We start from the raw sequence: 26,468 nt of genomic DNA, 5'->3' as shown, positions 1-26,468 counted from the left end.
GCGTCAGAGCCCCAGATAGGTGGTCATGAGGGTCGGGTCGCGCTTCAGCGTGTCGGCGGCGCCCGCCATGGCGATGGCGCCGTTCTCCAGCACATAGGCGCGCGCGGCGAGATCGAGCGACTGGACGACGTTCTGCTCGACCAGCATCACCGCCAGGCCGTCGGCGGCGATGCGGGCGACGAGCGCGAACATCTCCTCGACCAGCAGCGGCGACAGGCCGAGCGAGGGTTCGTCCATGATCAGGAGCTTCGGTTCGGCCATCAGGCCGCGGCCGATGGCGAGCATCTGCTGCTCGCCGCCCGACAACGTCCCGGCCGACTGGCCGGTGCGTTCCTTCAGCCGCGGAAAGATCGCAAAGACGCGCTCCAGATTGGCCGCACGATTCGGCTTGGCCCGGCGATAGCTGCCGAGTTCGAGATTTTCCCGCACGCTCATATTGGGGAATATCTTTCGGCCCTCGGGCACATGGATGAGGCCGAGCGCGACGATGTCGGGCGCCGAAAGCCCTGTCAGTTCGCGGCCCTCGAAGCCGATCGAGCCGCCGTCGGGCCGGATCAGGCCCGAGATGGCCCGGTTAAGCGTGGTCTTGCCGGCCCCGTTCGCGCCGAGCACGGCGACGATCTCGCCGGCACGGACATCGAGCGAGACGCCGCGCAGCACGGGCACGCCGCCATAGCCGGCGACCAGATCGCGGATCTCAAGCATGGTCGGGCGCCCCCGTATTGCGGGCGGACGCGGCGATGCGCGCGGCCGCGCCATGACCGAGATAGGCCTCCATCACGGCCGGGTCGCGGGCGACGGAGAGCGGCGGACCCGATGCGATCATGCGGCCCTGCGCCAGGACATGGACCTCGTCGCACAGGCTCATCACCGCCTGCATGACGTGCTCGACGATCAGGATGGTCACGCCGGCCTCGCGAATGCGGCGGATGACCGGGATCATGTCGCGGATCTCCGACGGATTGAGCCCGGCCAGGACCTCGTCGAGCAGCAGGAGCTTCGGGTCGGTGGCGAGCGCGCGGGCGAGTTCGAGCCGCTTGCGGCCGGCGACGGTCATCTCGCCGGCCGGCCGGTCGAGCTGCGGGCCGAGCCCGACGGCGCGGCCGACCGCATCGGCATGGGCCAGCGCGGCGTCGCGGCCGGCACGACGCAGATAGGCGCCGACGGCGATGTTCTCGCGCACCGATAGCCCCGCGAAGGGCTGCACGATCTGGAAGGTCCGGGCGATCCCGGCGGCGGTGCGCTGATGCGCCGGCAGCGCGGTCACGTCGCGGCCTTCGAAGCGGATCGCGCCCGAGGTCGGCGTCTCGAAGCCGGAGATCATCGCGAAAAGCGTGGTCTTGCCGGCGCCGTTGGGACCGATCAGGCCGGCGATCGTGCCCTCCCGAACGGTCAGCGCGGCCCGATCGACGGCAGTCAGCCCGCCGAAACGCTTGGTCAGGTCCTCGACGACAAGGAGCGGCGCGGTCATGGCGTCGCCTCCCCGCCCTGCGCGGGTTTCGCGCGCCGCACAAGACCGTCGAACAGGCCGAGCAGGCCGCGCGGCGCGAAGGCGACGGCCAGGATCAGGAGGATGCCGAAGACGATCAGGTCGATGCCCGGCAACGCGCCACCGAACAGGTTGCCGAGCGCCATCTTGCTGATCTCGCCGAGCCCGAGCAGGGCGAGCGCACCGATCAGCGGCCCGAAGACGGTGCCGAGCCCGCCGACGATCGGCGCCAGCAGGGCGTCGACAGAGATCCAGGGACCGTAGGCGATGGCGGCGTCGAGATAGAGCGACTTTTGCGCATAGAGACCGCCGGCCGCTGCCGTGACCCCGGCGGACAGCGTGATGGCGGCGAGCTTGACGCGCAGCGTGTCGACGCCGAGCGCACGGGCGGCATCCTCGTTCTCGCGCAGGGCGACGAGGCGCGCGCCGAAGCGCGATCGGGCAAGTTCGGCGGTCAGCACCAGGGCGCTGGCGACGAAGGCGAGCACCAGCCAGTAGAACAGGCGCTTGTCCTCGAACTGCATGTTGGCGGCTTGCAGTCTGAGCGGCACCAGCAGGCCGGCGGCCGCGCCCGTGAAGGCCCAGGCATTGGCCAGGATGCGGAACACCTCGGCGAAGGCGAGCGTCACCAGCGCGAAATAGGCCCCGCGCAGCCGGGCCCGGAAGGCGAGGAAGCCGATCGCCCAGCCGACCGCCGCGCCGAGCAGCATCGCGACCGGCATGGCGGCCCAGGGATTGAGGCCGAAGCGCACCTGCAGCAGCCCCATCGCATAGGCGCCGGTACCGAAGAAGGCGGCATGGCCGAAGCTGAACTGGCCGCCATAGCCGCCGAGCAGGTTCCAGCCCTGCGCGGCGAGCGCGACGATCAGCGCGAAGGTCATGAAATTCAGCAGCGTATTCGAGGTCGCGCCGAGCGGCAGCAGCGCCAGGACGATCACGGCGAGAAGGATCGGAAGCCGCACCGAACCGGTCATGCGCGCGCCCCGAACAGGCCGGCCGGCCGGACCAGCAACACCAGGATGAAGATCAGGAAGATGCCGATCTGGCCCAGACTCTCGCCGAAATAGAGGCCCGACAGGCTCTCGACGACGCCGATGATCAGCCCGCCGATCAGCGCGCCGGGAACCGACCCCATGCCGCCGAGCACCACAATGGTGAAGGCGACCAGCACGAAGGCGTTGCCGACCCGTGGATTGACCAGGAAGGTCGGCATCAGGAGACAGGCCGCGACCGCCAGGCAGGCGGCGCCGAGACCGAAGGTGACCGCATAGACATGCTCGACCGGAATGCCCGACAGCGCCGCGCCGGTCTTCTCGCGCGACACGGCGCGGATCGCCTTGCCGATGTCGGTATGGGCCATCAGCCCCCACAGGAGCGCGGCAACCAGGAAGGATGCGAAGAAGGCGATCACCTTGGGCAGCGGCAGGAACAGGTTTCCGAGCTCGATCACCGAGAAGCCGTAGGGCACGTCGATCGAGCGCGTGTCCGACCGGAAGGCGGCCAGCAGAGCATTCTCGATCACGATCGAAAGGCCGAGCGTGACCAAGAGGATGTTGCTGTCCGAACCGTGGCTGGCCGGGCCGATGACGAAGCGCTGCAGCGCGTAGCCGAGCGCGAAGAAGAGCGGCGTCAGGAACAGGATCGCCACATAGGGGTCGATGCCGAGCCCGTCATGGGCCGCCCAGACGGCGAACATGGCGGCCGTCAGCGTCGCGCCATGGGCGAAGTTGATGACGTGCAGCACGCCGTAGACCAGCGTCAGCCCGAGCGCGATCAGCGCATAGACGGCCCCGGTCATCAGGCCGTTGGCGAGGGCCGACAGGAGGATGTCGATCTGGAGCATCAGGCGGCGGCAGTCCGGTTGGAACGGCATGCGGGGGGGCCGCCCGCCGCGCAAGGCCTGGCGGCCAGGGCGCGGCGGGCGGACGGGTTCGTCCGGCGGGGTCGATCAGACCGCCGGGAAGACCGGCTTGGCGTCCGAGAAGGCGTCCGGGAAGATCACCTTGATGTCGCCGTTCTGGACCTGGGTGTTGACCGGGGCGGCGCCCTGGTTCTGGCCGTTGACGAACTTGGTCGGGCCGTAGGGCATGATGTGATCGGCGAAGGTCGAGTTCGCCAGCGCCTCGGTGATCTTGGCCCGGTCGCTCGATCCGGCACGCTCGATCGCGTCGGCGAGGAGCTTCACGCAGGAATAGTTGAGCGGCGTGTTGTAGAGCCAGAAGCGGCCGCCGGCCTCGGCGAGCCGGCGCACCTCGGCGGTCTTCGCCTTGCGCGGATCGGCCCAGTGGTTGCAGTCCATGACCAGATTGGCCGCGTCCGGGAATTCCTTGACGAAGCGGAAGTTCGAGGCCGCGCCGTTGAGGATCGCGTAGATGCCCTTCGGGCGGATGCGCTGCTGCTGCATGGTGCGGGCGAGCAGCACGAATTCGGCGTAGTAGCTCGACGGGATGACCAGATCCGGGTTCAGCGCCCGGATGCGCAGCGCCACGTTGGACATGTCGCGCGACGGGGTCGGATGCGCGATGGTCTCCAGGATCTCGAAGCCGCGGCCGGGCAGCTGCGCCTGCAGAAGCTTGGCCATGCCGGAACCGAACAGGCCGTCCTCATGCACCACCACAACGGTCTTGGCCGGCTTGCCGGCCGCCTCGTTGAGCTTGACGAGGTTTTCGAGCGCCGTCGACGTGACGATGCCGAAGCCGGGACCGAAGCGGAAGGTGTTGGTCAGGCCGCGGTTGACGATCTGATCGGAGACGCCGACATCGCAGATATAGGGGATGTTGTAGCGGCTGGCGGCCTGCGAGGCGGCGAGCACGATCGGCGACGCAAAGCCGCCGACGATGGCCGAGACCTTCTCGGCCTCCATCCGCTCGACCTCCTGGGTGCCGCCTTCCGGGTTCGAGCGGGCGTCGCCGAACACGACCTCGAGCTTGGCCCCACCCAGCGCCTTGATGCCGCCGGCGGCATTGATCTCGTCGAGGGCGATCTGGGCGCCGAGGCGACCATATTCGCCGTCCTGGGCGAGCGCCCCGGTGACCGGCTGCAGGATGCCGATGCGGACCGGAGCGGCCTGCGCCCTCAGGATCGCCGGCATGGAGACCAGGGCACCAACGGCGGCACCGGTCTGGAGCAGGGTACGGCGCGTAAGCTCGGTCATGGCTTTCTCCTCTGTCGTGTCTTCGGGCGTTCGTTTGCTTCGGAACCGGTGGCGTTCGGATGGGCCGCGGGTCCCTTCACGCGCGTAGTCGGCCGCCAGTGGCGGTCCTCGCCGTCGCCGGCGCGCACGAGTTCCATCCGGAAGGCGTGCTGATCCGGGCGATAGAGCGCGGAAAGATGTTCGATGCCCCGGCCCTCGCCGTCGCGCACCACGCGGGTCAGCGCGATCAGCGCCGAGCCGATCTCGACGCCCAGCGCGGCGGCCGCATCCGGGCCGGCCAGCGTCGCCGAGATGGTCTGCTCAGCACGGTCGGCGACGACGCCGGAGCGTTCGAGAAGTTCGAGCAGCGGGCGGTTGGCGAGATCGCCTTCCGAATAGGTCACGCCGATTCGTTCGGGCACATGGGTGGCCAGATAGGAGAAGGGCACGTCGTCGAAGGAGCGCACGCGCAGCGATGCCTGCGTCCGCTCGCCCGGCCCCAGTCCAAGCGCCGCCGCGATGGCCGGCGGCGGCACCACATAGGCGAAGGACAGGAGACGCACCTTGGTCGCTCGCCCCATGGCGACCAGATGGGCGAACATGTTGGCGAGATCGGCAACGACGGGCGGACGCCCGTTCGGCTCAGAGACGAAGGTCCCGGCACCGGGCAGCCGCGTGACCAGGCCGTCGCGCGACAGGCCGTCGAGCGCGCGCCGTACGGTGACGCGCGACAGGCCGTGCGTCGCCGCCAGGCTCGGCTCGCCGGGCAGACGGTCGCCGGGTGCCAGCACACCGGTCTGGATCCGCTCCTTCAGGAGCAGATAGAGCCGATGGGTCTTCGAAGATTCGACGGCGTCCAAGAGCCGCGCCTCCGCCGCTGGCCGTCGGGATGTCAGGGTTCGGATTCACGGAAGGTAGGCGGACCGCCTGCCCCGACCGAACCGCCGGACTTGCCCGACCGCTCAAGATGTCGGTATTAAAAATGGGACATCTGCCTGTCGTCAAGATCAGACAGGCTAAGATTCCAGGAGGCGGCGGTGGCGGGGATCGAGGCGGTGGACGGGTCGGGCTTCGAGGCCGGCTGCGACGTGCTGGTGATCGGCGCCGGCGCGGCTGGCCTGATCGCGGCCCTGAAGGCGCAGGAGGCCGGGGCGGCGGTGCTGGTCGTCGAACGCGATCCGGTCGCGCGCGGCTCGACGGCGCTGTCGGCCGGTCTCGTTCCCGCGGCGGAGACGCGTTTCCAGCGCGAGGCCGGCATTGCCGACAGCAAGGCCGCCTTTGCGGCCGATATCCTGGCCAAGGCCCATGACGAGCCGGACCCGCAGGCCGTGGCGCGGGTGGTCGACGAGGTCGGCGGCGTCCTCGAATGGCTCGCGGACCGGCACGGACTGCCCTTCTCGGTGATCGACAACTTCACCTATCCGGGCCATTCCGCGCGGCGGATGCACGGGTTGCCGAGCCGGTCGGGTGCGGAACTGATGGACCGGCTGCGCGCCGCGGCCGAGGCGGCCGGCATCGACATCGTCACCGAGGCGACCGCCACCACGCTCTACCGGGACGGCGACCGGATCGTCGGCGCCGGCCTCGTGCGGCCGGACGGCAGCACGGACCGGATCGGCTGCAGGGCGCTGGTGCTCGCCTGCAACGGCTATGGCGGCAACCCGGACCTGGTCGCGGCCCATATCCCGGAACTGAAGGATGCGCTCTATTTCGGCCATCCCGGCAATCGCGGCGACGCACTGCTTTGGGGCGAGGCGCTCGGTGCGGCGACCCGCCATCTCTCAGGCCACCAGGGCCACGGATCGGTCGCCCATCCGCACGGCATCCTGATCACCTGGGCGACGATCACCGAGGGCGGCGTCCAGGTGAACCGGGATGGCGTCCGCTTCGCCAACGAGGCGCGCGGCTACTCGGAATCGGCAGCCGCCGTCATCGCCGAGCCGGACGGGATCGCCTTCACAATCTTCGACGGCCGCATCGCCGCGATCGCCCGGCAGTTCGAGGATTTCCGCGCCGCGGAGATCGCCGGCGCCGTGCTGACGGCCGATTGCATCGCCGGGCTGGCGGGCCGGCTCCATGTCCCCGAGGCCGCCCTCGCCGCGACGCTCGGCGAGATCGACGCACTGAAGACCGCCGGTGCGACGGATCGATTCGGTCGCGACTTCGCCGGCGTGCCGCAACTCGCCCCGCCCTATGCGGCCGTGAAGGTCACCGGCGCGCTGTTCCACACCCAGGGCGGACTGGTGGTCGACGATCAAGCCCGGGTGGTCAGCCGGGACGGAAGACCGTTCGAGACGCTTTTCGCCGCCGGCGGCGCGGCTTGCGGCGTGTCCGGAGCCGATGCCGGCGGCTATCTGTCCGGCAACGGCCTGCTGACCGCCTTTGCCTACGGAGCCCTTGCCGGTCTCGGTGCCGCACGCGCTTCCGGCGCGTCGGCGCCGGCCTGAGCGGACAGGACGGCGGATCGGTCAAGGCAGGCCGACGATCCGGACTCCGGACGCGTCGGGCCGTCGAAGCAGCGCGGACGTGGCATGTCCGACCGCCGGGCTGGAATTCCGCGTCGGATGTCGACGAGCCTTTGCCGCGGTCGTCACGATCACTCGGCACGATAGTTCACCGCCGTCGTCACGGAGACCGTAGCGAAACCGGGCGCGAAATAGTCGTTGGCATTGGTGATCGCGACGCGGCTCTGGGCCTGAAATCCGGCACCGACCGAGAGACCGGCGAACTGGCCGTCCGTCACCCGGTAGGTGCCCCACAGCCGGCCGGACTCCCGCGGAACGCCCTCCACGACATTGCCCTCCGCGATGACGGTGTTGCGGGTGTAGCGCGCGTCGACGCGGGCATAGCTGCCGAGGTCGGACCAGTTCGCGTTCGGCTGCCAGACCATGTCGGCCTCGAAGCCGCGCGAGCACTGCTCGCCGGATTGGATCTGCTGGCCCGGCACGGCCGGATTGGCGGTCGGCACGTTGGTCAGACGCAGGTCGAACAGCGCGAAGCCGGCGCTGAAACCGTAGGGCAGATCGAGCTTGACGCCGGCCTGGCTCTGACGGCTCTGCTCGGGACGCGGAGCGGTCGGACCGTTGAAGAACGGCACGGCCCGCAGACCCTCGGTGTAGTCGGCGAAGACAGAGACGCCCTTGACGAGTTCGACCGACGCGCCGATCCGCGGCAGCACCTTGCTTTCCTGGGTGTGGAAGCTCGATGCGGTGGTCAGCTCGCGTGAGCGGATATCGACGTCGGCGAGGCGCAGCGCGGTCAGGAGATGCACCCGCTCCCAAAGGCTGGCCTGCCATTGCGCGGTCAGACCGCTCTGGACATAGACGTTGTCGATGTCCGTGAAGGTCGTGAACGGTCCCGGGACCGGCTTCACATAGGGCGGGAAGCTCGGATTGGTGAAGTCGACGAAGGCCGCCGGCGTTCCGTCGAGCCGACCGACATCGGTGACGCGGTTGATGTCGGCCGAGAACAGGACCCGGTTCCGGATCGGCCCGAAATCGAACTTGCCGGCCAGATTGGCATTGGCCGGCACTTCCGTGTTGCGTTCGCCGAGGAAGCCGTTCCAGACCACGAAGGTCGACGGCGGCAGGCTCGGCGCCAGTTCGGGAAGCGCAACGGATGGCGAGACCGGCCGGAGAGCCGGTTGATCGACCGTGAAACGCGAATGCGCACTCAAACAGCAGGGATGATCGCAACCGCGCCGTTCGGGGTCGGCCGGCCTGCCGGACGACGCCAGGTCGGCGATGCCGCCGTCATGGGACAGATGACGCCGAGCAGAGCGATCGCTTCGGCGGCGGCGGAACCCGGGGTCCCGAAACTCGGCCCCGACCCGGCGGCGCGGCTGCCGAGACCCGAAACGGCCAGCATCAGGCAACAGACGACCACGGCGACAAAGCGCGACAGCCGCAGACCTGACCTCCCCCCGAATATGAGGGGTAGGTTAACGGGACATATTTGCTTACGATACGTCAATCGCGGCCGTTTTCGGGTCTGCCGACCGGGAAGCGGGCAGTGTTGCAATTCGGCAAGGCCTGCGTCCTCGATGCGCCGCCGCGCCGGATCCCGGCGCTTGCGGCATGCGGCCCCAGCATCGCGCAGGCCGGCCGGAGCACCGAAACAAGGCCGCATCCCGGAGGGAAGCGGCCTTGGATCGAGACTAGGGATACTGAAAAGCCGGGTATCTCAAAGGGTCTTGCTGCTGAAACTCAGACCGCGCCGAGAAGCGCGAAATTGTCCTGGCCGGTCCGCTGCGCGACCCGATCCTCAAGGCTCTGCAGGAGCGACGGCGTCAGCGGCAGCACGAAGGCGACGACGGGTGCGCCGTCGACGGATTCGGGAATGCCGAGCGGACGCGGCATGTAGCCGACCTGCAGGAAGCGGGTGATCCAGGTCGGATGGCCCTGCAGCGACAGTTCGCGAATGCCGGACTGCATCGCATACTGGGCGACCGTGTGCAGCATCGCCCCGCCCTCGAAGGACCAAAGCCCCTGGCGGCGATACGGCCAGGCGGTCGTCCAGCGGGTCCATTCCCAGACATGGTCGCCCTTCGGATAGCCGCGCGGCGCCAAGTGCGGATAGATGTCCGAGAGCAGATGCGGACGCGTCGTCGGCAGCAGGCGGCTGTAGGACGCCAGCTTGCCGCCATCGAGCATCATGAAATGCACGGCGTCTTCGTGATCGAACTGGTCTCTTTCTCTGCCATCCGGCTTGCGGACGGCTTCCCAGCCCATTTCGTCGACGAAAGTCTTGTGCCGGAGACGAAAGGCCTCATCGAACAGTTCAGGATACTTCCATTCATCCTTGCCCTTGAGCGTGAGCACCTTCATCTGCACCCTCCTACCTTGCGGTAGGAGGATGACCAGGAGCTCTATCCAGGCATATCCCGCAGCCCTCAGGGGTTGCCTAGTTGATCAAACCTTCTCTCATGCAGCGGGCGATCAGTTGCGGCCGTGTCCGCGTGTTCAGTCGACGCGCCGCCGCATAGAGATATTCGTTCACGGTCGCCTCGGAGACACCGATGATCTGGCCGATCTCCCAGGAGGTCTTGCCGGCCGCAGTCCATTGAATGCACTCGCGTTCCCGGCGCGAGAGATGGATCGGCTTCTGCCCGCCGGAGCGGTCCGGCGCCTGCCGCCGCAGGCACTCGTAGGCGTAGATGCTGATCAGATGCAACGCCGCCTGGGCGCGCGAATCGATCAGGAGGCGGTCGGTCCCGAAGGACACACCGGCTTCCAACCCGTTCAGATCGTGAATTGGTACCGCAATACCGTCATTCAGGCCAAACTCGGTCGCCTCGTCGAGAATCTTCTTCTCGACGGCGCTCAATGTCTGCTCGCGCACGTCGCTCCAGCGAAAAGGTTGCAGAGACATTCGCACCCGTTTTACGGTCGGATCGACCTGATCGTACTTCTTGGCCAAATATCGCTCGCCCCACGCCTCCGGCCAATTCGCCGACAGGAGCAGCGTGTCGAGCATTTCACCGGGTCGAGGCAACCCGGTTACGACGACGGAATTGAATCCGAAGTCGGACATGACCTTGGAAAGCTCCCCGATCACCGAGGAATAGTCCTTGCTTATCCGTAATCGCTCAACTACGTCGAGCGCATATTGTTCCGCACTCATGCTGCACCCGGATCGCCGATCTCGCGGCTTCGATTCAAACTCTTTGCATGAAATATGCAAGACCCAGAAGGCTGGGAAAGACCGACCAAAGTCGTTTTACGAACCCGAAACAAAGCCCCGCGGTTTCGGCCAGGGTTCCGGCGTCCGGCGATCGACACCGCCGGCAGCGCGTCCCTTGCCGATCTCACCGTGAGATCGACGGTCTTGGGTGGATTGCTCCCGAACGCGCCGACCGGAGCGCGGCAAGACTCCCGCGAATCTAAAATATCAGACAGGGGCACCGGACATCATCCATGGACGGCAAACTTGACAGGGCTAGGTCAATTGTCCTAATCCACGTCTAGGACGATTGACCTAAGCCGTCGCGTCGTGCTGCTCCCGTCGGCCGACAGCAGGCGGGACGAGGACTGGGGATCAGGCACCTTGACGGCTGGAACCACGCGCGACCAGATCACCGCCGCGGCGGACAGGCTCTTCTACGAGCGTGGTTTCGAGGCGACTTCGTTCGCCGACATCGCCGCGGCCGTGAAGCTGTCGCGCGGCAATTTCTACTATCATTTCAAAAGCAAGGACGAGATCCTCGCGGCCGTGATCGCGCGCCGGGTCGACACCACGCGGGCCGCGCTCGACACCTGGGCGGCGGCCGCAGCGAGCCCGGCGGATGGCATTCGCAGCTTCATCGGCATGCTGATCGCGAACCGGGCGAAGATCATGCGGCACGGCTGTCCGGTCGGGACCCTGTGCGCCGAACTGGCCAAGCTCGATCATCCCGCGCAAGGCGGCGCCGCGGCACTCTTCACCCTGTTCCGGACCTGGCTGGCCGACCGCTTTGCAGCCCTCGGCCACGGCGCCGACGCGGACGCCCTGGCGCTCCATGCCCTGATGCGCAGCCAGGGCATCGCCGCTCTGGCGACGGCGCTGCACGACGAGGCCTTCATCGACCGCGAAGTCGAGGCCCTGGAGGCTTGGCTCGACGCCCTGCCGCACCCCCTGCCCGCGCGTGAACCGACACCCCATCTCGATGAGGAGACCGCTCGATGTTCGTCGTCACACTGAGCTTCGCCGCCAACAAGGCCGCGGCGCCGCGGCATATGGACGGTCACAATGCCTGGATCCGGCGCGGCTTCGATGACGGCATCTTCCTGATGACCGGCAGCCTTCAGCCGGCCGCCGGCGGGGTGGTGATCGCCCACAACATCACCCGCCCGGCCTTGGAAGCCCGGCTCGGCGAGGACCCGTTCGTCGCCGAGAACGTCGTCAGCCCCGCCATCCTCGAAATCGCGCCCGGGCGCACGGACGCCCGGCTCGACTTCCTGAAAGCCTGACGCCGGCCCGCTTGCGCCTCCGCCGGACCGGCGCCGATCGAAGCGATGGAGCGCGCCCGCCTGCGCGCCCCTCCGCCGGCCGGGTCATGCGGCAGCGGAAGACCCGTGCCTTGCTGCGCGGAGCTGGCGCATCCATTCGCCCATGACCGGCCCGTGGTCGTGCCAGGTGCGGCCGCTGACCAGGTTGCCGTCGACGACCAGCGGCGCGTCGACGAAGATGCCGCCGCAAATCTCGAGGTCGAAGCGGCATTTGCGCACGCAGGACATCCGGCGCCCGGTCACACAGCCCGCCCGCGCGGGGATTTCCACGCCGTGGCAGACGCTGGCGATCGGCTTGCCGGTCTCGAAAAAATGCCGGGTGATGCGGATCAGATCCTCGTCGTCGCGGATATATTCGGGTGCCCGCCCCCCGGAGAAGAAGATGCCGGCATAGTCGGCCGGGTCGACATCGCGGAAGGCGGTATCGGCCTCGATGATGTAGCCCTCCCACTCGCGCGTGATCGTCCAGCCCGGCCGGACCTCGTGCAGCACCATCTGGAAGGGCCGCTTTTCGGGACCGGCCACGACCGGCCGGAAGCCGTCCTCCTGCAGACGGAGATAGGGGTAGAGCGTGTCGAGCGTCTCGGACGCATCGCCGACGATGATGAGCGCCTTGTCGGACTGCACGGAAATCTCCTTCGAACTTCAAGCGCGGGGCGCTGGCGGACTCAAAGCGCCAGACGCTGCTCGTCGAGCACGCCGCGCGAGAGAAAGATGCGGGTGATGGCGTCGGTCAGCGCGGCGAAGCGCGGATCGTTGCGGGCGGCCAGGCCGCGTGGACGCGGCAGATCGACGTCGAAGACGTGATCGACCGTCCCCGGCCGCTGGCTCATGACGATGACCCGGTCGGCGAGCAGCACGGCCTCGTCGATCGAGTGGGTGATGAAGAAGACGGTCATCCGCTCGCGCAGCCACAGCGCCTCCAGGTCGAGCCGCATCTGCTCGCGCGTCAGCGCATCGAGCGCGCCGAACGGTTCGTCCATCAGCAGCATGCCGGGCTGGTGGACGAGGCCGCGGGCGATCGCCGCCCGCTGCTGCATGCCGCCGGACAGTTCGTGCGGATAGCGGTTCTCGAAGCCGCCGAGCCCGACGGCCGCAAGGAGCGTGCGCGCACGCTCGCGGGCTTCGGGACTGTCGATGCCGCGCATCTCCAGTTGCAGCAGCACGTTGCCGAGAATGTCGCGCCAGTCGACCAAGGTCGCCTTTTGGAACACGATGCCGGTGTCGGCGCGCGGGCCGACGACTGGCTCGCCGGCGACCCGCACGCTGCCCTCGCTCGGCATGACCAGCCCGGAGACCAGCCGCAGAAGCGTGCTCTTGCCGCAGCCGGACGGCCCGACCACCGCCACGAAGGCCCCGCGCGCGATCTCGATGTCGACGCCGGCGAGGGCCGTCGTGCGCTGCAGCCCGCGCACGAAGGTCTTGCCGACGCCCTTCAGGACGATCTGAGCCTCAGCCATCGCCGCCTACTTGGCGAAGTCGTTGGTGAAGAAGGCCGAGCCCGGCTTGTCGGTGGCGAGCGACTGGTAGGTCTTGAGGAGCGTGACCGTATTGTCCCAGTCCGACGCGGCGCCGATGCCGAGCGGCAGGCCGGCGGTGGCGGCCGAGGTCAGCTTGGCCAGCGACACGTCCATCTGCTGGCGCAGCACCTTGCCGTCCAGTTCGGGCTTGGCGGCGACCGTCGCGGCGATCGCGCCGTCCGGATCCTTCTGCGCCTCGACGAAGGCCTTGCGCGTCGCACGCACGAAGCGGCGGATCAGATCGGGGTTCCCCGCGATCGTCTTCTCGTTGGCGACGACGGTCAGGCCGACCAGCTTGACGCCGAGATCGTCGTAGCTGAGGACCGAGGCCGCGACGCCGCGTGCCTCCATGACGAAGGACTGCGCATCGACGCTGCCGAGCGTGGCGTCGGCACGCTTTTCGAGGACGGCCACCACCTTGCTGGCGGCATCGACATTGACGAAGCGGATCTTCTTCTCGTCGAGCTTGTTGGCGGAGACCACGGCCGGAAAGAGCTGCGTCAGCGCGTCGCCGGCGGTGACCGCGATGGTCTTGCCTTCGAGATCGGCGGCGCGGACGATATTGGCGTCCTTGCGCGCGACGACGGCGAAGATGCCGCTGTTCATCACCGACATGACCGTGCGGATCGGGATGCCGCGGGTGACGCTGACGATCACCGTGCCGGCATCGACGACGCCGAAGGTATCGCTGCTGGCACCGATCGCCTGCGCGGTCGCAGCGCCGCCGCGGCCCTCGTTGACGGTCAGGTCGATGCCCTCCTCCTTGTAGAAGCCTTTCTTGACGCCGTAGTAGAACGGCGCGTGAAAGCCGAGGATCTGCCAGTTCAGCCGCAGGCTGACGGTATCGTCGGCGCGCGCCGCCGCGGCCGAGACCAGCATCGCGGCCAGACCGGCGATCAGGCCGAACTTTCCAAACCTTGCCATTGTCATTCCTCCCTAAGCGTTTTTGTTTTGATCCGTAGCTATGCGCCCGCCTGATCGCCGCGCATGGAGACGTGCCAGGGCACGACCAGCCGTTCGACGAATTCGATCAGGAAGTAGAAGACCAGCCCGATGACGCCGAGCACGATGATGGTGGCGAAGACCATCGGGGTGGCCAGCTGGCCGTTATAGGTGATGATCAGGTAACCGAGCCCGCTGTCGGAGGCGACGAACTCGGCCACCACCGCCGCCGTCGAGGCGAGCGCGGCGGCGATCTTCAGGCCGACGAAGATCGACGGCAGCGCGCTCGGAAAGCGGATCTTGTAGAAGGTGCGCAGCGCGCCCGCGCCGGTCGAGCGGGCCAGTTCCATCACGCCCGGATCGACCGATTTGAAGCCGACCACGGTGTTGACCACGATCGGGAAGAAGGTCAGCAGGAAGACCAGCAGAACCTTCGGCATGGTGCCGAAGCCGAACCAGACGATGAACAGCGGCGCGATGGCGATCTTGGGCAGGATCTGCAGGAAGACCACGATCGGATAGATCGAACGCTCGACCTGCGGCGAGTAGGCAAGCGCCATCGCCAGCGGGATGCCGACCAGGACGCTGAGCACGAAGCCGGCGACCATGTTCAGCGTGGTGATCCACGAACTGTCGGCGATCCGCGGCCAGTTCCGGGCGAAATCGGATGCGATCACCGAGGGCGCCGGCAGCAGATAGGTCGGGATGCCAAGAAGGCGCGTCGCGCCTTCCCAGACGACCAGCAGGGCGATCGCCGTCGCGAGTGACGACAGGGCACCGCCATTCTTCTCGAACATCTCACAATCCCTTGCTGTTGGCGGGCCGGCGCAGCACCTGCGCGCCCTTCCGGCAATAGGGCGCGACGACCGCCTTGCCGGCGATGTCCCTGGCCGCTTCGCGCAGATCCGGCACCAGCCCGGCAAGCGCCTCGCGGGTCCAGCGCGCGGTCGGGACCACCACCGCAATGGCACCCAGGAAGGCGCCGCCATCGGCGGCCGTGATCGGTACCGCCACGGCGCCGGTGCCCGGATCGGCCTCGTTATAGGCGAGCGCGAAGCCGCAGCGACGGACCCGGTCCAGTTCGGCGAGCAGGTCCGCCTCGGTCCGGATCGGCGTCGAGCCGCCTCCGGCCGCGCCGAGCAGCCCCTGGGCGCGAACCCGGGCCAGCGCATCGGCATCGGTCAGGCTGGCCAGATACGCCTTGCCGACCGCCATGCTGTGCAGGACCACCGGCCGGCCCAGATTGGCATCGAAGCGCAGGCCCGGCTTGGCGCCCTGGGATTCGGCGACGATCGCGAGCCGCTCGCCGTCGAGCCAGGACAGCCGGATCAACTCGCCCGCCTTGCCGGCGAGCCGGTCGAGTTCCGGCTGGCAGATGTCGAGAAAGCCCGTGCCGGCGAGATGCCGGAAGCCGAGCAGCGCGATCTCCAGGGTCAGCGAGTAGTCGCCGTTGGGCCCGTCCTGGCGCACCAGGCCGCGCGCGATCAGATCGGCGAGGAGGCGATGGGCGGTCGGCTTGGCCAACTGCGCGGCAACCGCCAGTTCGTTCAGCGCCGCGCCCGCCGGTCGGGTCGCGATCGCTTCCAGGAGATCGAAGATGCGGTCGACGGCAGAGCGCATGAAATTTTCCGGAACGCCATTTCGTTTTTATACTCGATGGCGCCCTGCCCGCTGTCAAGCCTCGATGGCGGTCGCACTTCCAGGCCCTCCGCACGGCCTCGCAGGCTCGCAGGCTCGAGGGCTCGCGGCCTCGCAGGCTCGCGGGGCCGTCTGGGACCCGCGTGCCGGCGCGGGCGCCATGCCGGATGGACGGCTTTACCGGCCGACGGGTTTGCATGAGGATCGGGTGATGCGGGCCGGCGGAGATCCGGCGCGCATTTCGCGCCGCCGCCTTGCGACGATCGGGCTTTCAGCCGATCCCACCGGCAGGCGGTGTCGCATCGACACCGGTACAGGGAGCCCGAACGCCTGATGACCCCCGCAACCGTCCCCGACGTCGTCTTTCACACCCGCGTGCGCAATCCGGCGCTCGGCGGCGACAATCCGTTCGAATGGAAGGACGTGACCACGGCGGAGCTGTTCGGCGGGCGCAATGTGGTCGTGTTCGGGGTGCCGGGCGCTTTCACGCCGGCCTGCTCGGACAGCCACCTGCCCGGCTTCGAGCGCAATCACGATGCCTTCGTGGCGCTCGGCATCGATCTGGTCGCCTGCGTCTCGGTCAATGACGCCTTCGTCATGTTCCAATGGGCGAAGAGCCGGGCGATCGAAAAGGTCGTCATGCTGCCCGACGGCAACGGCGACTTCGCGCGGCTGATGGGCATGCTGGTGCGCCGCACCGCCCAGGGCATGGGCTATCGCAGCTGGCGATATGCCATGCATGTGGAGGATCGCGTCATCCGCAGGATGTTCGTCGAGCCGGGCTTCGGCGACGACCCGGCGGGCGTCGGCGTCACGGTCTCGAATGCGGAGACCATGCTGGACTATCTGCGCGCACGCTGAAGGGCGCTGCCGTACCGACCGGTCGGATCGCGCGATGCGGCGCGAACCGCGGGGTGGATCGGAACGGATTTCAGTGCGTGCGGATCCATTCGCGCGCCTGGCGCTGCGCCTCGGCGACTTCTGCGCCGCTCATCTCGCCGGCGATCTCGTGCCGGTGCCGGGCGGCTTCGCGGTTGCCGCGGGCGGCGGCGAGATTGAACCACTTGTGCGCCGCGACCATGTCGGGCTTCACGCCGCGGCCGACCGAATAGGTGATGCCGAGCTGGAAGAAGACATCGCCCGAGACGTTCTGCTGTCCCATCGCGGCGATTTCACTGTCGCGGACTTCAAATCGGGCCATGTTGCTCTCCTATACTTTCTGAGCCTTGGAATGTCCTGGCGGGATTGCACCGCCCTTGAGGAGAAATTTGACGGAGCCGGCTGAACCGAAGGTGAATCAGCAGGCTTAAGAAGCTCACAACACGGTGAAAACCACTCGTTAACTTCATGAAGGATTCACCCTCCTGTGGCGAAAACCACAGTCGAATCAAGGCCTCCCGCAAAATCCTGCCGGTATCGCCGTAACCATCCGTTCACCGTGAAACGAGGAGGCGCGGAAAGGTTCGTCCGCCACGGCCGCCCGCCCGCGAAGCCTGACCCGCCGCCATCCGATCCGGCGCGCGCAGGCAATGGCAGCCGACTGGCGGATCGGCCGCGCCCGCGATCGGGCGGACGGGCGGACGGGCGGGTACCGGAGTGCCGTTTATGCTGCGCGGACGCATAATATCAGCGGCCCGGGCAGATCGATTCGTCACGAGTTCGACACCTTCTGCTCGCGGTAATGACGGACCGTAGGCTGGACGGGAGGCGTTCCGGTCCGGACCGGATAGAACGGGGTAGGACACATGACCGATCGCATCCTTGCCGCATTGATCGCCGCCGCCCTCGCCTTCACTCCGGCCGCGGCCATCGCCCAGGCCACGACCACGAAGCCGGCCGCGACCACCGAGACGAAGCCCGCAGCCAAGCCGGCCGCCTCCAAGGCCGCCGCGAAGGCGGACGACGAGGACGAGCCGTCGTCGGCCGAGCAGAAGAAGGCCTGCGACGCCAAGTGGAAGACCGAGAAGGAAAAGACCGGCGCCAAGGGCTGGAAGGCCTATTTCACCTATATGGCCAAGTGCATGTAACGGCCTTGGCTGTTGGCGCTTGCGTCCCGTGCGGCGCAGGCGCCGCAGTCAGACCGGTTGTGGCTCGGAAACGGCGCTGCCCGATCGTCGGCCATGCCCGATGGTCGGCCCGTGCCGTTCGGCGGAGCCCCGACGAACCAAGCCTTTCCGGCCCGGACGTCGGACCGGGAGCCAGACAAGAATTGAGGGGCACCTGTTGCCCAAGGGAGTGTCGAGAATGATCCGTCGTTTCGCTCCGGCCCTGGCGGTCGCGTTTCTGCTTGCTCCGGTTGCAGCCGAAGCCCAGACCGTGAAGTTCAAGGCGACGCCGGCCATGTACATCATCGGCGGCGAATGTCGCGCCGAGACCATTTCCCGTGGCGTCACCGCCGACCAGATCCCGGTTCAGACCCGGATCTGCATCAAGGCGCGCACCAAGCCGTTCCGCAAGGCTTGCAACAAGGACGCCAAGTCTCGCGGCTATGTGAAGCGGACCGCCGAATTCAAGGATTTCGTCCATGCCTGCGTCGGCGCCCAGCTCGCCGCGCTCTATCCCGCCGCCCCGGCCTCGCCGCCGCGCCCGCCGGCGAATTACAGCCAGACGTCACCCTCGCCGATCTACCAGCCGTCGGACGAAGACGAGGACATGTTCTTCGGCGAGGAGGAATGAATCCGGCCCGGAGCCTTCCCGGCGAAGGCTCCGCCGCCACAGTGCGGGCATCGACCCGGAGCGAGCGTGACGGCCGAACGGCTTGCTCCCGGCCCGGACCCGGCCCGATCAGGTGAGCGAGACGCCCCCCCGGGAGGGCCGCTCGCGGTTCCCGCAGGATTGAGCGATGCGTTCGCAACGCGAGCGCATCGCGGCGCCGGGTCACGGCGTGTCGGCGTCGAGGTCCATCTTGAAGCCTTCATGGCTCTTGGCGAAGCCGAGCCGCTCGTAGAAACGGTGGGCGTCGAGGCGTTTCTTGTTCGATGTCAGTTGCAGGATGCCGGCCCCGCCGGCCCGCGCGGCCGCCTCGGCGTGGCGCATCATGGCCGCCCCGATGCCGTGGCTGCGCAGGCGGGAATCGACATGGACCGATTCCACCATCGCCCGCAGCCGGCCGCGATGGACGATGGTCGGCACGAAGGTCAGCTGGTAGGTGCCGACAATGCGCGCGCCCAGCAGCGCCACGAAGACGGTGTCGTTCGGGCTCGCCGCGATCCGCGCGAAGGCCGCCTCATAGAGCGGCCGGAAGGCCGGGTCCAGGGTGTCGCCATGGCCGCCGGTCTCGTCATCGACGAACAGCGACACGATCCCCATCAGATCGGCGGCCTCGGCCGGGCGGATGACGAGGGGTTCGGATTCGGCGGCGGCGGTCGGCGTCGGCATGGCGGATCTCCCGGATCGGCCCCGGATAGACCCCGCCCGGCCCGCCCGCAAGGGCACCACCCGCGCGGCAGCCCGGCGCCGGAGGCGACCGGTCCCAATGCCGGGCGTCGGCGCGGCGCGACCCCGCCGATGCAAGGTGCGTCCGGAGGCCGGCCGGCGGTTCCCAACCCGGCGGGCCGTTCACTTCAGCGGGGAATTCGGCAGCGGCGGCGCCTGATGGGCGAGCAGGATGTCGACGCGCCGGTTGGCGGCGAGGAACGGCTCGGTCGGGAACAGCGGCTCGGCATCGGCCTTGCCGACCACCGATTCAAACCGGTCGTAGCCGACGCCGAAGCTGGCCAGGACCTCCTGCACGGTGGCGGCGCGCCCGGCGGACAATTCCCAGGGCGAGCCCGAGGTGCCGGACCAGCGCCGCCCGCCGGCGGTGTGGCCGGTGACGCGGATGCGATGCGGCATGCGCGCGATCACCGGCGCGATGCGCATCAGGATCTGGCGGGTATGCTCGTAGGGGGTGCGCGAGCCTTCCGCGAACATCGAGCGGCCGTCCTGGTCGACGAGGCGGATGTTGAGGCCTTCGTCGGTCTCCTCGAAGATCACGTTCTTGGAGATTTCGGCGATCTCGGGCATGTCGGCGAGCGCTTGGCGCAGCGAGGCGGCGGCGGTCAGGAACTGCTTCGGCTTCTCCTCGGCGGCGCGCTCGAAATTGTGGGTGTTCGCCTCCGGTCCCTGCTTCTCGAAGCGGTCGTTGCGCTCGGCGGAATGGGAGGCGTCGAGCTTCTTCTCGACGACGTTGGATTCCTTCAGGAACTGGCGCACCGGCAGGCCGTCGCGCTCGATCATGCCGGCGCGACGGAATTCCGGCTGCACGCCGAAGGCCTCGCGCAGGCTGCCGGCGGCGTCGGCAAGCTTCTGCTTGTCCTGGTTGGCCGAGGCGACCAGCATGACGAAGAAGGCCATCAGCAGGGCCATCAGGTCGGCGAAGGTGATGACCCACGCGCCGCCATGCCCGCCGCCGCCATGTCCCTTTTTCCTGGCCATCGGGCGCTCCTCAGGCCGCTTCCATCATGGCCGCACGGGTCTTCTGCGGCAGGTAGCTCAGCAGCATGTCGCGGATCACGGCCGGGCTCTTGTTCTCGCGGATCATCAGGACGCCGTCGATGACCAGCGTCATGTTGATGCCTTCCTCGGCGGCGCGCAGTTGCAACTTGTCGGCGATCGGCAGCGCCACGACGTTGGCGAGCACGGCGCCGTAAAGCGTCGTCAGCAGCGCGACCGCCATGCCGGGGCCGATCTTCTTCGGATCGTCCATGTGGCTGAACATCGAGATCAGGCCGATGATGGTGCCGACCATGCCCATGCCCGGGGCCGCATCGCCCAGAAACTTGAACAGCTTGTGGGCATCCTCCAGGCGCTCGACATGCAGATCGCGCTCGCGCTCGAGGCTCTCGCGGATGATGGCGAGATCGAAGCCGTCGGCGACCATGCGCATGCCCTTGGCGAGAAACTCGTCCTCGATCTCAACCGCCTCCAGGCCGAGCGCGCCCTGCTTGCGCACGATGTCGCTGAGTTCGGCGATCTTGTCGATCATGTCGCGCGCCGAGCCGTGGTGCGAGAAGGTGACCGCCTTCAGGCCGGTCGTGAAGGCCGCGAAGAAGTGCCCCATCGTGAACCGCGCCATGGTGGTGGTCAGCGCGCCGCCTATGACCACGTTGGTGGCGAGCAGGTCCATGAACTGGCTGAGCTTCGAGCCCTCCATGAAAATGGCGATGACCAGCACGCCGAAACCGCCGCCGATGCCGATGAAAGTCGCAATATCCATGTGAACGGCACCCGACGCGGTACGAAAAGGGTTCTTCGCGACCGTCAGAATGCAGCAAACTCGGAAAGGAAGCGTTACCCCTGCGAACCTTCGCGGTCACGACGGTCGCCAAACGCCGCACCGAAGCTGCGACGGAGCCGAGGCGGCGAGGAATCCGGTGGCCGGCGGAAGCCAGTCGTGAAGTGCGCGACCGTCAAGCCGCGAGAAATGCCCAGGCCCCCGCCGCACGGCCTCCTTCGTCTCTCTCGGTTCCTTCCCCTTCTCCACCCTCAGGGAGCGAAGGGGAAGGAGACCCGGGATCGGCGCATTGGACGCCACCGGCGCCGGATGCTTCCGCTACGGTCGGAGCGGACCTTCGTGACCGCCGCGCCGCTCGGGCCGCTCGGGCCGCTCGGCCGGGCCGATGACCTCCGCGGACGCCCGCGCAATGCCCGTCTGCTCGGCCCCACCGCGTCGCGCAACCGCTCCCGCAACGGCCGCGTGACCCAGTCCTTACCGCGACGACCGGATCACCTGGATATCGAGATCGCGGATCTTCTTGCGCAACGTGTTGCGGTTGAGGCCGAGCAGTTCGGCGGCCTTGATCTGGTTGCCCCTCGTGGCGGCGAGGGCCGCGCCGATCAGCGGATATTCGACCTCGCGCAGGATGCGATGGTAGAGGCCGGGCGGCGGCAGGTTGTCGCCGAAGCCGGAGAAATAGCCGGTCAGGTGCTTCTCCATCGAGGCCGAAATGCCCTCGTCGGAGGCCTTCTCCTCCGGTGCCGAGACCAGCGCGGGCTGGCTCAGTTCCTGGTCGATGACGTTGGCGGTGATCACGTCCTGCGGATAGAGCGCGGCCAGACGCCGGATCAGGTTCTCCAGCTCGCGGATGTTGCCCGGCCAGCGGTAGCGGCGCAGCCGGTCGAGCGCCGCCTGCTCGATCTGTTTGGTCGGCAGGCCCTCCTTCTCGGCCAGTGCGAAGAAATGCCGGACGAGATCGGGAATGTCCTCCGAACGCTCGCGCAAGGGCGGCAGGCGCAGCGGCACGACGTTCAGGCGAAAGAACAGGTCCTCGCGGAACAGGCCCTGATTGATCAGTTGGCGCAGGTCCTTGTTGGTCGCCGCGACGATGCGCACGTCGGTCTTGATCGGCGTGCGGCCGCCGACGGTGGTGTATTCGCCCTGCTGCAGGACGCGCAGCAGCCGCGTCTGGGCGTCCATCGGCATGTCGCCGATCTCGTCCAGGAACAGCGTGCCGCCCTCGGCCTGCTCGAAGCGGCCGGCCGAGCGGCTTGCCGCGCCGGTGAAGGCACCCTTCTCGTGACCGAACAGTTCGGATTCGATCAGGTCGCGCGGGATCGCCGCCATGTTGATGGCGACGAAGGGCCCGTTGCGGCGCTTGCCGTAGTCGTGCAGGGCGCGGGCGACCAGTTCCTTGCCGGTACCGGACTCGCCCGTGATCATCACGGTCAGGTCGGTCTGCATCAGCCGCGCAAGCACGCGGTAGATGTCCTGCATGGCCGGCGAGCGGCCGACCAGCGGGATCGCCTCGGCGTCGGGCTCCGGCTCCTGGACGCGCTTGTGTTTCGGCTCGGCCAGGGCGCGGCCGACGATCGAGATCAGCTCCTTCAGGTCGAAGGGCTTGGGCAGATATTCGTAGGCGCCGCGCTCGGAGGCGCGGATGGCGGTCATGAAGGTGTTCTGCGCGCTCATCACGATGACCGGCAGTTCCGGCCTGAGCTTCTTGATGCGCGGCAGGAGGTCGAAGGCGTTCTCGTCGGGCATGACCACGTCGGTGATGACGAGGTCGCCCTCCCCTTGCGCGACCCAGCGCCAGAGCGTGGCCGCATTCGAGGTCAGGCGCACTTCGTAGCCGGCCCGCGAGAGGGCCTGGTTGAGCACCGTTCGGATCGCTGCGTCGTCGTCGGCGACGAGGATGTTTCCGGTCGGCATGACGTATCCTTGCTGGTCGGGTCCGCTGCGGGGTCAGGCGCCGCAGCCGGGCACTCAGGCGTTGCGCGGGTCCTTCGGGCCGGCGACGAAGGCCGGCATCAGGATGCGGAAGACGGTGCGGCGGGGCTGGCTCTCGCATTCGACCACGCCGCCGTGATCGCGCACGATCTTTGCGACGAGCGCGAGCCCCAGCCCGGAGCCATTGGTCTTGGTAGTCACGAAGGGATCGAACAAATGTGGCAGCAGGTCCTCCGGCACGCCGGGGCCGTTGTCGCGCACGCAGAATTCCATCGGCAGCGTGACCTTGTCGCGCGAGCCCGGCACCGACAGCCGCACGCCCGGCCGGTAGGCCGTCGACAGGGCGATCTCCGCATCCGCCTGCCCGCTGGTCGCCTCGGCGGCGTTCTTGACCAGGTTCAGGAACACCTGGACCAGCTGGTCGCGATTGGCCAGCACCGGCGGCAGCGACGGGTCGTATTCCTCGACGATCTTGACGTTGCGGGCGAAGCCCGACAGCGCCAGCCGCTTCACGTGGTCGAGCACGGTATGGATGTTGACCGCCGTGCGCTCGATCGGCCGCTCGTCGGAAAACACCTCCATGCGGTCGACCAGCTTCACGATCCGGTCGGCCTCGTCGCAGATCAGCCGGGTCAAGGCGCGGTCCTGGTCGTCACAGGACTGTTCCAGCAACTGGGCGGCGCCACGGATGCCGGAGAGCGGGTTCTTGATCTCGTGCGCCAGCATGGCGGCGAGGCCGGTGACCGTGCGGGCGGCGCCGCGATGGGTCAGTTGGCGGTCGATCTTGTCGGCCATGGTCCGCTCCTGCAGCATGACCACCACCGCACCGGGATCGTCGAGCACCGGGCCGGCATAGATGTCGACGATCTTCTCTGTGCCGATGCGCGGGCTCGACACGTCGACCCGGTATTCGGAGACCGGCGCCTGGCGCTCGCGCACCTGGTTGATCAGTTCCAAGAGCGGGCTGCCGAAGGGCACGAAATAGCCGAGCGAGTGGCGGGCCATGAAGGCCGCGCTCGCCTGGAAGAAGTTCTGGGCGGCGTCGTTCGCCTCCTGGATGACGCCGTTGGCGCCGATCATGATGACCGGATTCGGCAGGGCGTTGAGCACCGCCGCAGCGGGGCCGTCCGTGGCCGGTTCCATGTCGCGTCTCCTCAGCGGGATCGGGGTCATGCGGCTCTCCTGGGAGCTCGGTCGTCGAAGGCCTCGCGCAACATGCGCCCGACGGCCTCGACGTCGAAGGAGGTCAGGATGGCGGTCCGGAGCCCTGCCGGAACGGCGAGATGGGCTTCGGCCGCCTCGAAATACCAGGCGATGTGCTTGCGCGCGGCACGGATGCCGCGCTGGGGACCATAGTGGTCGATCATCGCCGCGTGGTGTTCGGCGACGAGGTCGCCGAGTGCCGCCCCGCGGGGGCCTTCCTCCCGTGTCCCGGTCGCCAGATAGCGTTGGACGGCGGCCGGGAACCAGGGGCGCCCCTGGGCTCCGCGCCCGATCATCACGCCGGCGGCGCCGGATTGTGCGAGGATCGCATCCGCGTCCTCGAAGCTCTGCACGTCGCCGTTGGCGACGACCGGAACCGTCACCGCCTCGACCACCGCCCGGATGGCCGGCCAGTCGGCGCGGCCCTCGTAGAACTGGTCGCGGGTGCGGCCATGCACGGTGATCAGCCGGATACCCTCGGCCTCCGCCCGCCGCGCCAGTTCCGGCGCATTGATCGAGGCGCGGTCCCAACCGAGCCGCATCTTCAGCGTGACCGGCACCGCGACCGCACCGACGGTCGCCCGGATCAGGTCGATCGCGAGATCGAGATCGCGCATCAGCGCCGCGCCGGACCAGCCGGTCGTCACCCGCTTGGCCGGGCAACCCATGTTGATGTCGATCACGTCGGCGCCGTTGGCCTCGGCCATGCGGGCCGCCTCGGCCATCCAGTGGGCCTCGCGGCCGGCCAGTTGCACGATATGCGGTGCCATGCCGGCCCCGGCCAGACGCAGCGCCATGTCGGCATCGCCGGTCGCCAGCGTCTCGCTCGCCACCATCTCGGTCACCACGCGCGCCGCGCCGAGCCGCGCGACGATCCGGCGAAACGGAAGATCCGTGACACCGGACATCGGAGCGAGGTAAACGAGAGGGGTGGAGGCGTCGGTGGACAGGGCGCAGGTTTCCGAACCGCCGCTCGGTGCTGCGGCGGACTGGGTGAAATCAGGGGCGATCGCTTTGCTCATCGAATGTGCATTCGTGGCGTTTGATTATATATGTGGCATAATCTGGCCGAAGAGCAAGCGTCATCCCGCATTGCAACACGGGTTTTCCCGAATATCGGTGAATGCACCGGCGTCTCGGCGGCCTGAACGACAGGCATGACAGCAGGAATGCAACCCCTGGATCAAAAGATTGCCGTCATTGTGGTCGCCGCCGGCTCCGGAACCCGCGCCGGCCGGGCAGACGGTCCACCCAAGCAGTATCGATCGATCGGACGCCGGCCGATCCTGGCGCGCAGCCTGGGCGCCTTCATGGCATTGCCTGCGGTCGGCCGCATCGTCTGCGTGATCGATCCGGCCTTCGTGGCCGAATACCGCACGGCGATCGACGGTCTGGCCGCCGATCCGCGTCTCGCCGAACCGGTCGCCGGGGGGGCGACCCGGCAGGCGAGCGTGCTGGCGGGCCTGGAGGCGCTCGCCCCCTTCGCTCCGGACCTCGTGCTGATCCACGATGCGGCGAGGCCATTCGTCGCACCCGTCGCCATCACCCGCCTGATCGACCGGCTCGCCGACATACCGGCCGCCCTGCTCGCCCATCCGGTCGTCGACACACTGAAGCAGGCCGATGCCGACGGCCGGGTGATCGGCACGCGGGCGCGCGACGGGCTGTGGGCGGCGGAAACCCCACAGGGCTTCCGGTTCGCGCCGCTGCTCGACGCGCATCGCCGGGCCGCCGCCGAAGGCCGCACCGACTTCACCGACGATGCCGCGGTCGCGGAATGGGCCGGATTGCCTGTCGCCGTGGTGGCGAGCGAGCCGGGCAATCTGAAGATCACCTCGCTGGCCGATCTCGAAGCGGCCGACCGGAGGCTCCGCATGGAGGAATTCCTGGCGCTCGGCGATATCCGCGTCGGCACCGGCTACGATGTGCACCGCTTCACGGAGGGCGATGCGGTCGTGCTCGGCAATGTGCGCATCCCACATGTGGCGAAGCTCGACGGCCATTCGGATGCCGACGTGGCGTTGCACGCACTGACCGACGCGATCCTGGGCGTGCTCGGCGAGGGCGACATCGGCACGCATTTTCCGCCCTCCGACATGCGCTGGCTCGGCGCCGATTCGGCGGTGTTCCTGGCCGAGGCGGCGCGGCGGGTCGCGGCCCGCGGCGGCGTCATCGCCCATGCCGACATCTCGATCATCGCCGAGGCGCCCAAGATCGGGCCGCATCGCGAGGCCATGCGGGCGCGCGTCGCCGCGATCCTGGGCATCGGGATCGACCGGGTCGGCGTCAAGGCGACCACCAACGAGAAGCTCGGCTTCGTCGGCCGGCGCGAGGGCATCGCCGCCATCGCCACCGCGACGATCCGCTTGCCCTTTCCGACCTGACATAGCCCGGGATTGAACGGAACCCG

28 protein-coding genes are annotated in these 26,468 nt (G+C 68.2%); 7 read left to right on the top strand and 21 right to left on the bottom strand.

What is annotated here, in order from left to right; genetic code table 11:
* Positions 1-3: 3 nt before the first annotated feature.
* The 6 genes from KL771_RS18775 to KL771_RS18750 all read right to left on the bottom strand — a co-directional run bounded on the left by KL771_RS18775 (position 4) and on the right by KL771_RS18750 (position 5,482).
* A complete protein-coding gene (locus tag KL771_RS18775) occupies positions 4-705 on the bottom strand; it encodes an ABC transporter ATP-binding protein (protein WP_261970050.1) in 702 nt (233 codons plus the stop codon).
* A complete protein-coding gene (locus tag KL771_RS18770; protein ID WP_261970049.1) occupies positions 698-1,471 on the bottom strand; it encodes an ABC transporter ATP-binding protein in 774 nt (257 codons plus the stop codon). Before KL771_RS18770 ends, KL771_RS18775 begins: the two co-directional genes overlap by 8 nt.
* Complete coding sequence (locus tag KL771_RS18765; protein WP_261970048.1) at positions 1,468-2,463, bottom strand: branched-chain amino acid ABC transporter permease; 996 nt, start codon at positions 2,461-2,463, stop codon at positions 1,468-1,470. Before KL771_RS18765 ends, KL771_RS18770 begins: the two co-directional genes overlap by 4 nt.
* Entirely contained in the window at positions 2,460-3,332 is an 873-nt protein-coding gene (locus KL771_RS18760) for a branched-chain amino acid ABC transporter permease (RefSeq protein ID WP_261970047.1), read from the bottom strand. Before KL771_RS18760 ends, KL771_RS18765 begins: the two co-directional genes overlap by 4 nt.
* A 105-nt stretch (positions 3,333-3,437) precedes the next feature.
* Entirely contained in the window at positions 3,438-4,643 is a 1,206-nt protein-coding gene (locus KL771_RS18755; protein WP_261970046.1) for an ABC transporter substrate-binding protein, read from the bottom strand.
* Complete coding sequence (locus tag KL771_RS18750) at positions 4,640-5,482, bottom strand: GntR family transcriptional regulator (protein ID WP_261970045.1); 843 nt, start codon at positions 5,480-5,482, stop codon at positions 4,640-4,642. The genes KL771_RS18755 and KL771_RS18750 overlap by 4 nt, the downstream gene beginning before the upstream one ends.
* Positions 5,483-5,659: 177 nt before the next feature.
* Here KL771_RS18750 and KL771_RS18745 point away from each other — a divergent pair, with 177 nt between their 5' ends.
* Complete coding sequence (locus KL771_RS18745) at positions 5,660-7,069, top strand: FAD-dependent oxidoreductase (protein WP_261970044.1); 1,410 nt, start codon at positions 5,660-5,662, stop codon at positions 7,067-7,069.
* A gap of 149 nt (positions 7,070-7,218) precedes the next feature.
* On the opposite strand, the gene KL771_RS18740 is transcribed toward KL771_RS18745, so the two are convergent.
* From KL771_RS18740 to KL771_RS18730, 3 genes are all read right to left on the bottom strand, one after another.
* Positions 7,219-8,298, bottom strand: a complete 1,080-nt coding sequence (locus tag KL771_RS18740; protein WP_261970043.1) for a TonB-dependent siderophore receptor — start codon at positions 8,296-8,298, stop codon at positions 7,219-7,221.
* A 529-nt stretch (positions 8,299-8,827) separates the two neighbouring features.
* Positions 8,828-9,448, bottom strand: a complete 621-nt coding sequence (locus KL771_RS18735) for an acyl-homoserine-lactone synthase (protein WP_261970042.1) — start codon at positions 9,446-9,448, stop codon at positions 8,828-8,830.
* 76 nt (positions 9,449-9,524) lie between these two features.
* A complete protein-coding gene (locus KL771_RS18730) occupies positions 9,525-10,244 on the bottom strand; it encodes a LuxR family transcriptional regulator (RefSeq protein ID WP_261970041.1) in 720 nt (239 codons plus the stop codon).
* Between the two features lie 423 nt (positions 10,245-10,667).
* Between KL771_RS18730 and KL771_RS18725 the strand changes: the two genes are divergently transcribed.
* Both KL771_RS18725 and KL771_RS18720 read left to right on the top strand, forming a co-directional pair.
* On the top strand, positions 10,668-11,300 hold the full coding sequence (locus KL771_RS18725) for a TetR/AcrR family transcriptional regulator (RefSeq protein WP_261970040.1): 633 nt from the start codon (positions 10,668-10,670) through the stop codon (positions 11,298-11,300).
* A complete protein-coding gene (locus KL771_RS18720; RefSeq protein ID WP_261970039.1) occupies positions 11,282-11,569 on the top strand; it encodes a YciI family protein in 288 nt (95 codons plus the stop codon). Before KL771_RS18725 ends, KL771_RS18720 begins: the two co-directional genes overlap by 19 nt.
* Positions 11,570-11,653: 84 nt before the next feature.
* Here the strand turns inward: KL771_RS18720 and KL771_RS18715 are convergent, their stop codons facing one another.
* From KL771_RS18715 to KL771_RS18695, 5 genes are read right to left on the bottom strand one after another with little or no spacing between them, the layout of a single operon-like run.
* Entirely contained in the window at positions 11,654-12,235 is a 582-nt protein-coding gene (locus KL771_RS18715) for a DJ-1/PfpI family protein (protein WP_261970038.1), read from the bottom strand.
* A 41-nt stretch (positions 12,236-12,276) separates the two neighbouring features.
* Complete coding sequence (locus KL771_RS18710; protein WP_261970037.1) at positions 12,277-13,068, bottom strand: ABC transporter ATP-binding protein; 792 nt, start codon at positions 13,066-13,068, stop codon at positions 12,277-12,279.
* Positions 13,069-13,074: 6 nt separating this feature from the next.
* Complete coding sequence (locus tag KL771_RS18705) at positions 13,075-14,052, bottom strand: ABC transporter substrate-binding protein (protein ID WP_261970036.1); 978 nt, start codon at positions 14,050-14,052, stop codon at positions 13,075-13,077.
* A gap of 38 nt (positions 14,053-14,090) precedes the next feature.
* Positions 14,091-14,867 (bottom strand): ABC transporter permease, encoded by a 777-nt coding sequence (locus KL771_RS18700; RefSeq protein ID WP_261970035.1) that lies wholly within the window; start codon positions 14,865-14,867, stop codon positions 14,091-14,093.
* A gap of 1 nt (position 14,868) precedes the next feature.
* The gene (locus tag KL771_RS18695) at positions 14,869-15,690 is read right to left on the bottom strand and encodes an IclR family transcriptional regulator (RefSeq protein ID WP_261970034.1); all 822 of its coding nucleotides are present in this window, start codon (positions 15,688-15,690) and stop codon (positions 14,869-14,871) included.
* 351 nt (positions 15,691-16,041) lie between these two features.
* Here KL771_RS18695 and KL771_RS18690 point away from each other — a divergent pair, with 351 nt between their 5' ends.
* Positions 16,042-16,569 (top strand): peroxiredoxin, encoded by a 528-nt coding sequence (locus KL771_RS18690; RefSeq protein ID WP_261970033.1) that lies wholly within the window; start codon positions 16,042-16,044, stop codon positions 16,567-16,569.
* Between the two features lie 70 nt (positions 16,570-16,639).
* On the opposite strand, the gene KL771_RS18685 is transcribed toward KL771_RS18690, so the two are convergent.
* Positions 16,640-16,909 (bottom strand): hypothetical protein, encoded by a 270-nt coding sequence (locus tag KL771_RS18685; protein ID WP_261970032.1) that lies wholly within the window; start codon positions 16,907-16,909, stop codon positions 16,640-16,642.
* A gap of 544 nt (positions 16,910-17,453) precedes the next feature.
* On the opposite strand from KL771_RS18685, the gene KL771_RS18680 reads away from it, so the two are divergent.
* Both KL771_RS18680 and KL771_RS18675 read left to right on the top strand, forming a co-directional pair.
* On the top strand, positions 17,454-17,735 hold the full coding sequence (locus KL771_RS18680; protein WP_261970031.1) for a hypothetical protein: 282 nt from the start codon (positions 17,454-17,456) through the stop codon (positions 17,733-17,735).
* A gap of 217 nt (positions 17,736-17,952) precedes the next feature.
* Positions 17,953-18,384, top strand: a complete 432-nt coding sequence (locus tag KL771_RS18675) for a hypothetical protein (protein ID WP_054357482.1) — start codon at positions 17,953-17,955, stop codon at positions 18,382-18,384.
* Between the two features lie 201 nt (positions 18,385-18,585).
* Here KL771_RS18675 and KL771_RS18670 read toward each other — a convergent pair whose 3' ends face one another.
* From KL771_RS18670 to dusB, 6 genes are all read right to left on the bottom strand, one after another.
* The gene (locus KL771_RS18670) at positions 18,586-19,086 is read right to left on the bottom strand and encodes a GNAT family N-acetyltransferase (RefSeq protein ID WP_261970030.1); all 501 of its coding nucleotides are present in this window, start codon (positions 19,084-19,086) and stop codon (positions 18,586-18,588) included.
* Positions 19,087-19,266: 180 nt separating this feature from the next.
* A complete protein-coding gene (locus tag KL771_RS18665; protein WP_261970029.1) occupies positions 19,267-20,124 on the bottom strand; it encodes an OmpA/MotB family protein in 858 nt (285 codons plus the stop codon).
* Between the two features lie 10 nt (positions 20,125-20,134).
* Complete coding sequence (locus KL771_RS18660; RefSeq protein WP_261970028.1) at positions 20,135-20,905, bottom strand: motility protein A; 771 nt, start codon at positions 20,903-20,905, stop codon at positions 20,135-20,137.
* 492 nt (positions 20,906-21,397) lie between these two features.
* A complete protein-coding gene (gene ntrC, locus KL771_RS18655; protein ID WP_261970027.1) occupies positions 21,398-22,837 on the bottom strand; it encodes a nitrogen regulation protein NR(I) in 1,440 nt (479 codons plus the stop codon).
* Positions 22,838-22,891: 54 nt separating this feature from the next.
* Positions 22,892-24,028: a two-component system sensor histidine kinase NtrB gene (locus KL771_RS18650; RefSeq protein WP_261970026.1), complete on the bottom strand. Its 1,137-nt coding sequence runs from the start codon at positions 24,026-24,028 to the stop codon at positions 22,892-22,894.
* Positions 24,025-25,080, bottom strand: coding sequence for a tRNA dihydrouridine synthase DusB (gene dusB / locus KL771_RS18645; RefSeq protein ID WP_261970025.1), 1,056 nt, complete (start codon positions 25,078-25,080; stop codon positions 24,025-24,027). The genes KL771_RS18650 and dusB overlap by 4 nt, the downstream gene beginning before the upstream one ends.
* 147 nt (positions 25,081-25,227) lie before the next feature.
* Here dusB and KL771_RS18640 point away from each other — a divergent pair, with 147 nt between their 5' ends.
* The gene (locus KL771_RS18640; RefSeq protein ID WP_261970024.1) at positions 25,228-26,442 is read left to right on the top strand and encodes a bifunctional 2-C-methyl-D-erythritol 4-phosphate cytidylyltransferase/2-C-methyl-D-erythritol 2,4-cyclodiphosphate synthase; all 1,215 of its coding nucleotides are present in this window, start codon (positions 25,228-25,230) and stop codon (positions 26,440-26,442) included.
* The last annotated feature ends 26 nt before the right edge of the window (positions 26,443-26,468 follow it).

The organism is Prosthecodimorpha staleyi, from assembly GCF_018729455.1.
GTDB classification, from domain to species: domain Bacteria; phylum Pseudomonadota; class Alphaproteobacteria; order Rhizobiales; family Ancalomicrobiaceae; genus Prosthecodimorpha; species Prosthecodimorpha staleyi.
The sequence above is the reverse complement of the archived record's forward strand: the minus strand, read 5'-3'. Positions and strand labels throughout refer to the sequence as shown.

Bases quoted from the DNA above. Each gene is read 5' to 3' on its own strand.
- dusB (WP_261970025.1), bottom strand. From the start codon at position 25,080: ATGAGCAAAGCGATCGCCCCTGATTTCACCCAGTCCGCCGCAGCACCG.
- KL771_RS18685 (WP_261970032.1), bottom strand. From the start codon at position 16,909: ATGGCCCGATTTGAAGTCCGCGACAGTGAAATCGCCGCGATGGGACAG.
- KL771_RS18670 (WP_261970030.1), bottom strand. From the start codon at position 19,086: ATGCCGACGCCGACCGCCGCCGCCGAATCCGAACCCCTCGTCATCCGC.
- KL771_RS18730 (WP_261970041.1), bottom strand. From the start codon at position 10,244: ATGAGTGCGGAACAATATGCGCTCGACGTAGTTGAGCGATTACGGATA.
- KL771_RS18665 (WP_261970029.1), bottom strand. From the start codon at position 20,124: ATGGCCAGGAAAAAGGGACATGGCGGCGGCGGGCATGGCGGCGCGTGG.
- KL771_RS18695 (WP_261970034.1), bottom strand. From the start codon at position 15,690: ATGCGCTCTGCCGTCGACCGCATCTTCGATCTCCTGGAAGCGATCGCG.
- KL771_RS18770 (WP_261970049.1), bottom strand. From the start codon at position 1,471: ATGACCGCGCCGCTCCTTGTCGTCGAGGACCTGACCAAGCGTTTCGGC.
- KL771_RS18650 (WP_261970026.1), bottom strand. From the start codon at position 24,028: ATGACCCCGATCCCGCTGAGGAGACGCGACATGGAACCGGCCACGGAC.
- KL771_RS18735 (WP_261970042.1), bottom strand. From the start codon at position 9,448: ATGAAGGTGCTCACGCTCAAGGGCAAGGATGAATGGAAGTATCCTGAA.
- KL771_RS18755 (WP_261970046.1), bottom strand. From the start codon at position 4,643: ATGACCGAGCTTACGCGCCGTACCCTGCTCCAGACCGGTGCCGCCGTT.
- KL771_RS18710 (WP_261970037.1), bottom strand. From the start codon at position 13,068: ATGGCTGAGGCTCAGATCGTCCTGAAGGGCGTCGGCAAGACCTTCGTG.
- KL771_RS18640 (WP_261970024.1), top strand. From the start codon at position 25,228: ATGCAACCCCTGGATCAAAAGATTGCCGTCATTGTGGTCGCCGCCGGC.
- ntrC (WP_261970027.1), bottom strand. From the start codon at position 22,837: ATGCCGACCGGAAACATCCTCGTCGCCGACGACGACGCAGCGATCCGA.
- KL771_RS18765 (WP_261970048.1), bottom strand. From the start codon at position 2,463: ATGACCGGTTCGGTGCGGCTTCCGATCCTTCTCGCCGTGATCGTCCTG.
- KL771_RS18690 (WP_261970033.1), top strand. From the start codon at position 16,042: ATGACCCCCGCAACCGTCCCCGACGTCGTCTTTCACACCCGCGTGCGC.
- KL771_RS18705 (WP_261970036.1), bottom strand. From the start codon at position 14,052: ATGGCAAGGTTTGGAAAGTTCGGCCTGATCGCCGGTCTGGCCGCGATG.
- KL771_RS18660 (WP_261970028.1), bottom strand. From the start codon at position 20,905: ATGGATATTGCGACTTTCATCGGCATCGGCGGCGGTTTCGGCGTGCTG.
- KL771_RS18775 (WP_261970050.1), bottom strand. From the start codon at position 705: ATGCTTGAGATCCGCGATCTGGTCGCCGGCTATGGCGGCGTGCCCGTG.
- KL771_RS18680 (WP_261970031.1), top strand. From the start codon at position 17,454: ATGACCGATCGCATCCTTGCCGCATTGATCGCCGCCGCCCTCGCCTTC.
- KL771_RS18760 (WP_261970047.1), bottom strand. From the start codon at position 3,332: ATGCTCCAGATCGACATCCTCCTGTCGGCCCTCGCCAACGGCCTGATG.
- KL771_RS18675 (WP_054357482.1), top strand. From the start codon at position 17,953: ATGATCCGTCGTTTCGCTCCGGCCCTGGCGGTCGCGTTTCTGCTTGCT.
- KL771_RS18720 (WP_261970039.1), top strand. From the start codon at position 11,282: ATGTTCGTCGTCACACTGAGCTTCGCCGCCAACAAGGCCGCGGCGCCG.
- KL771_RS18700 (WP_261970035.1), bottom strand. From the start codon at position 14,867: ATGTTCGAGAAGAATGGCGGTGCCCTGTCGTCACTCGCGACGGCGATC.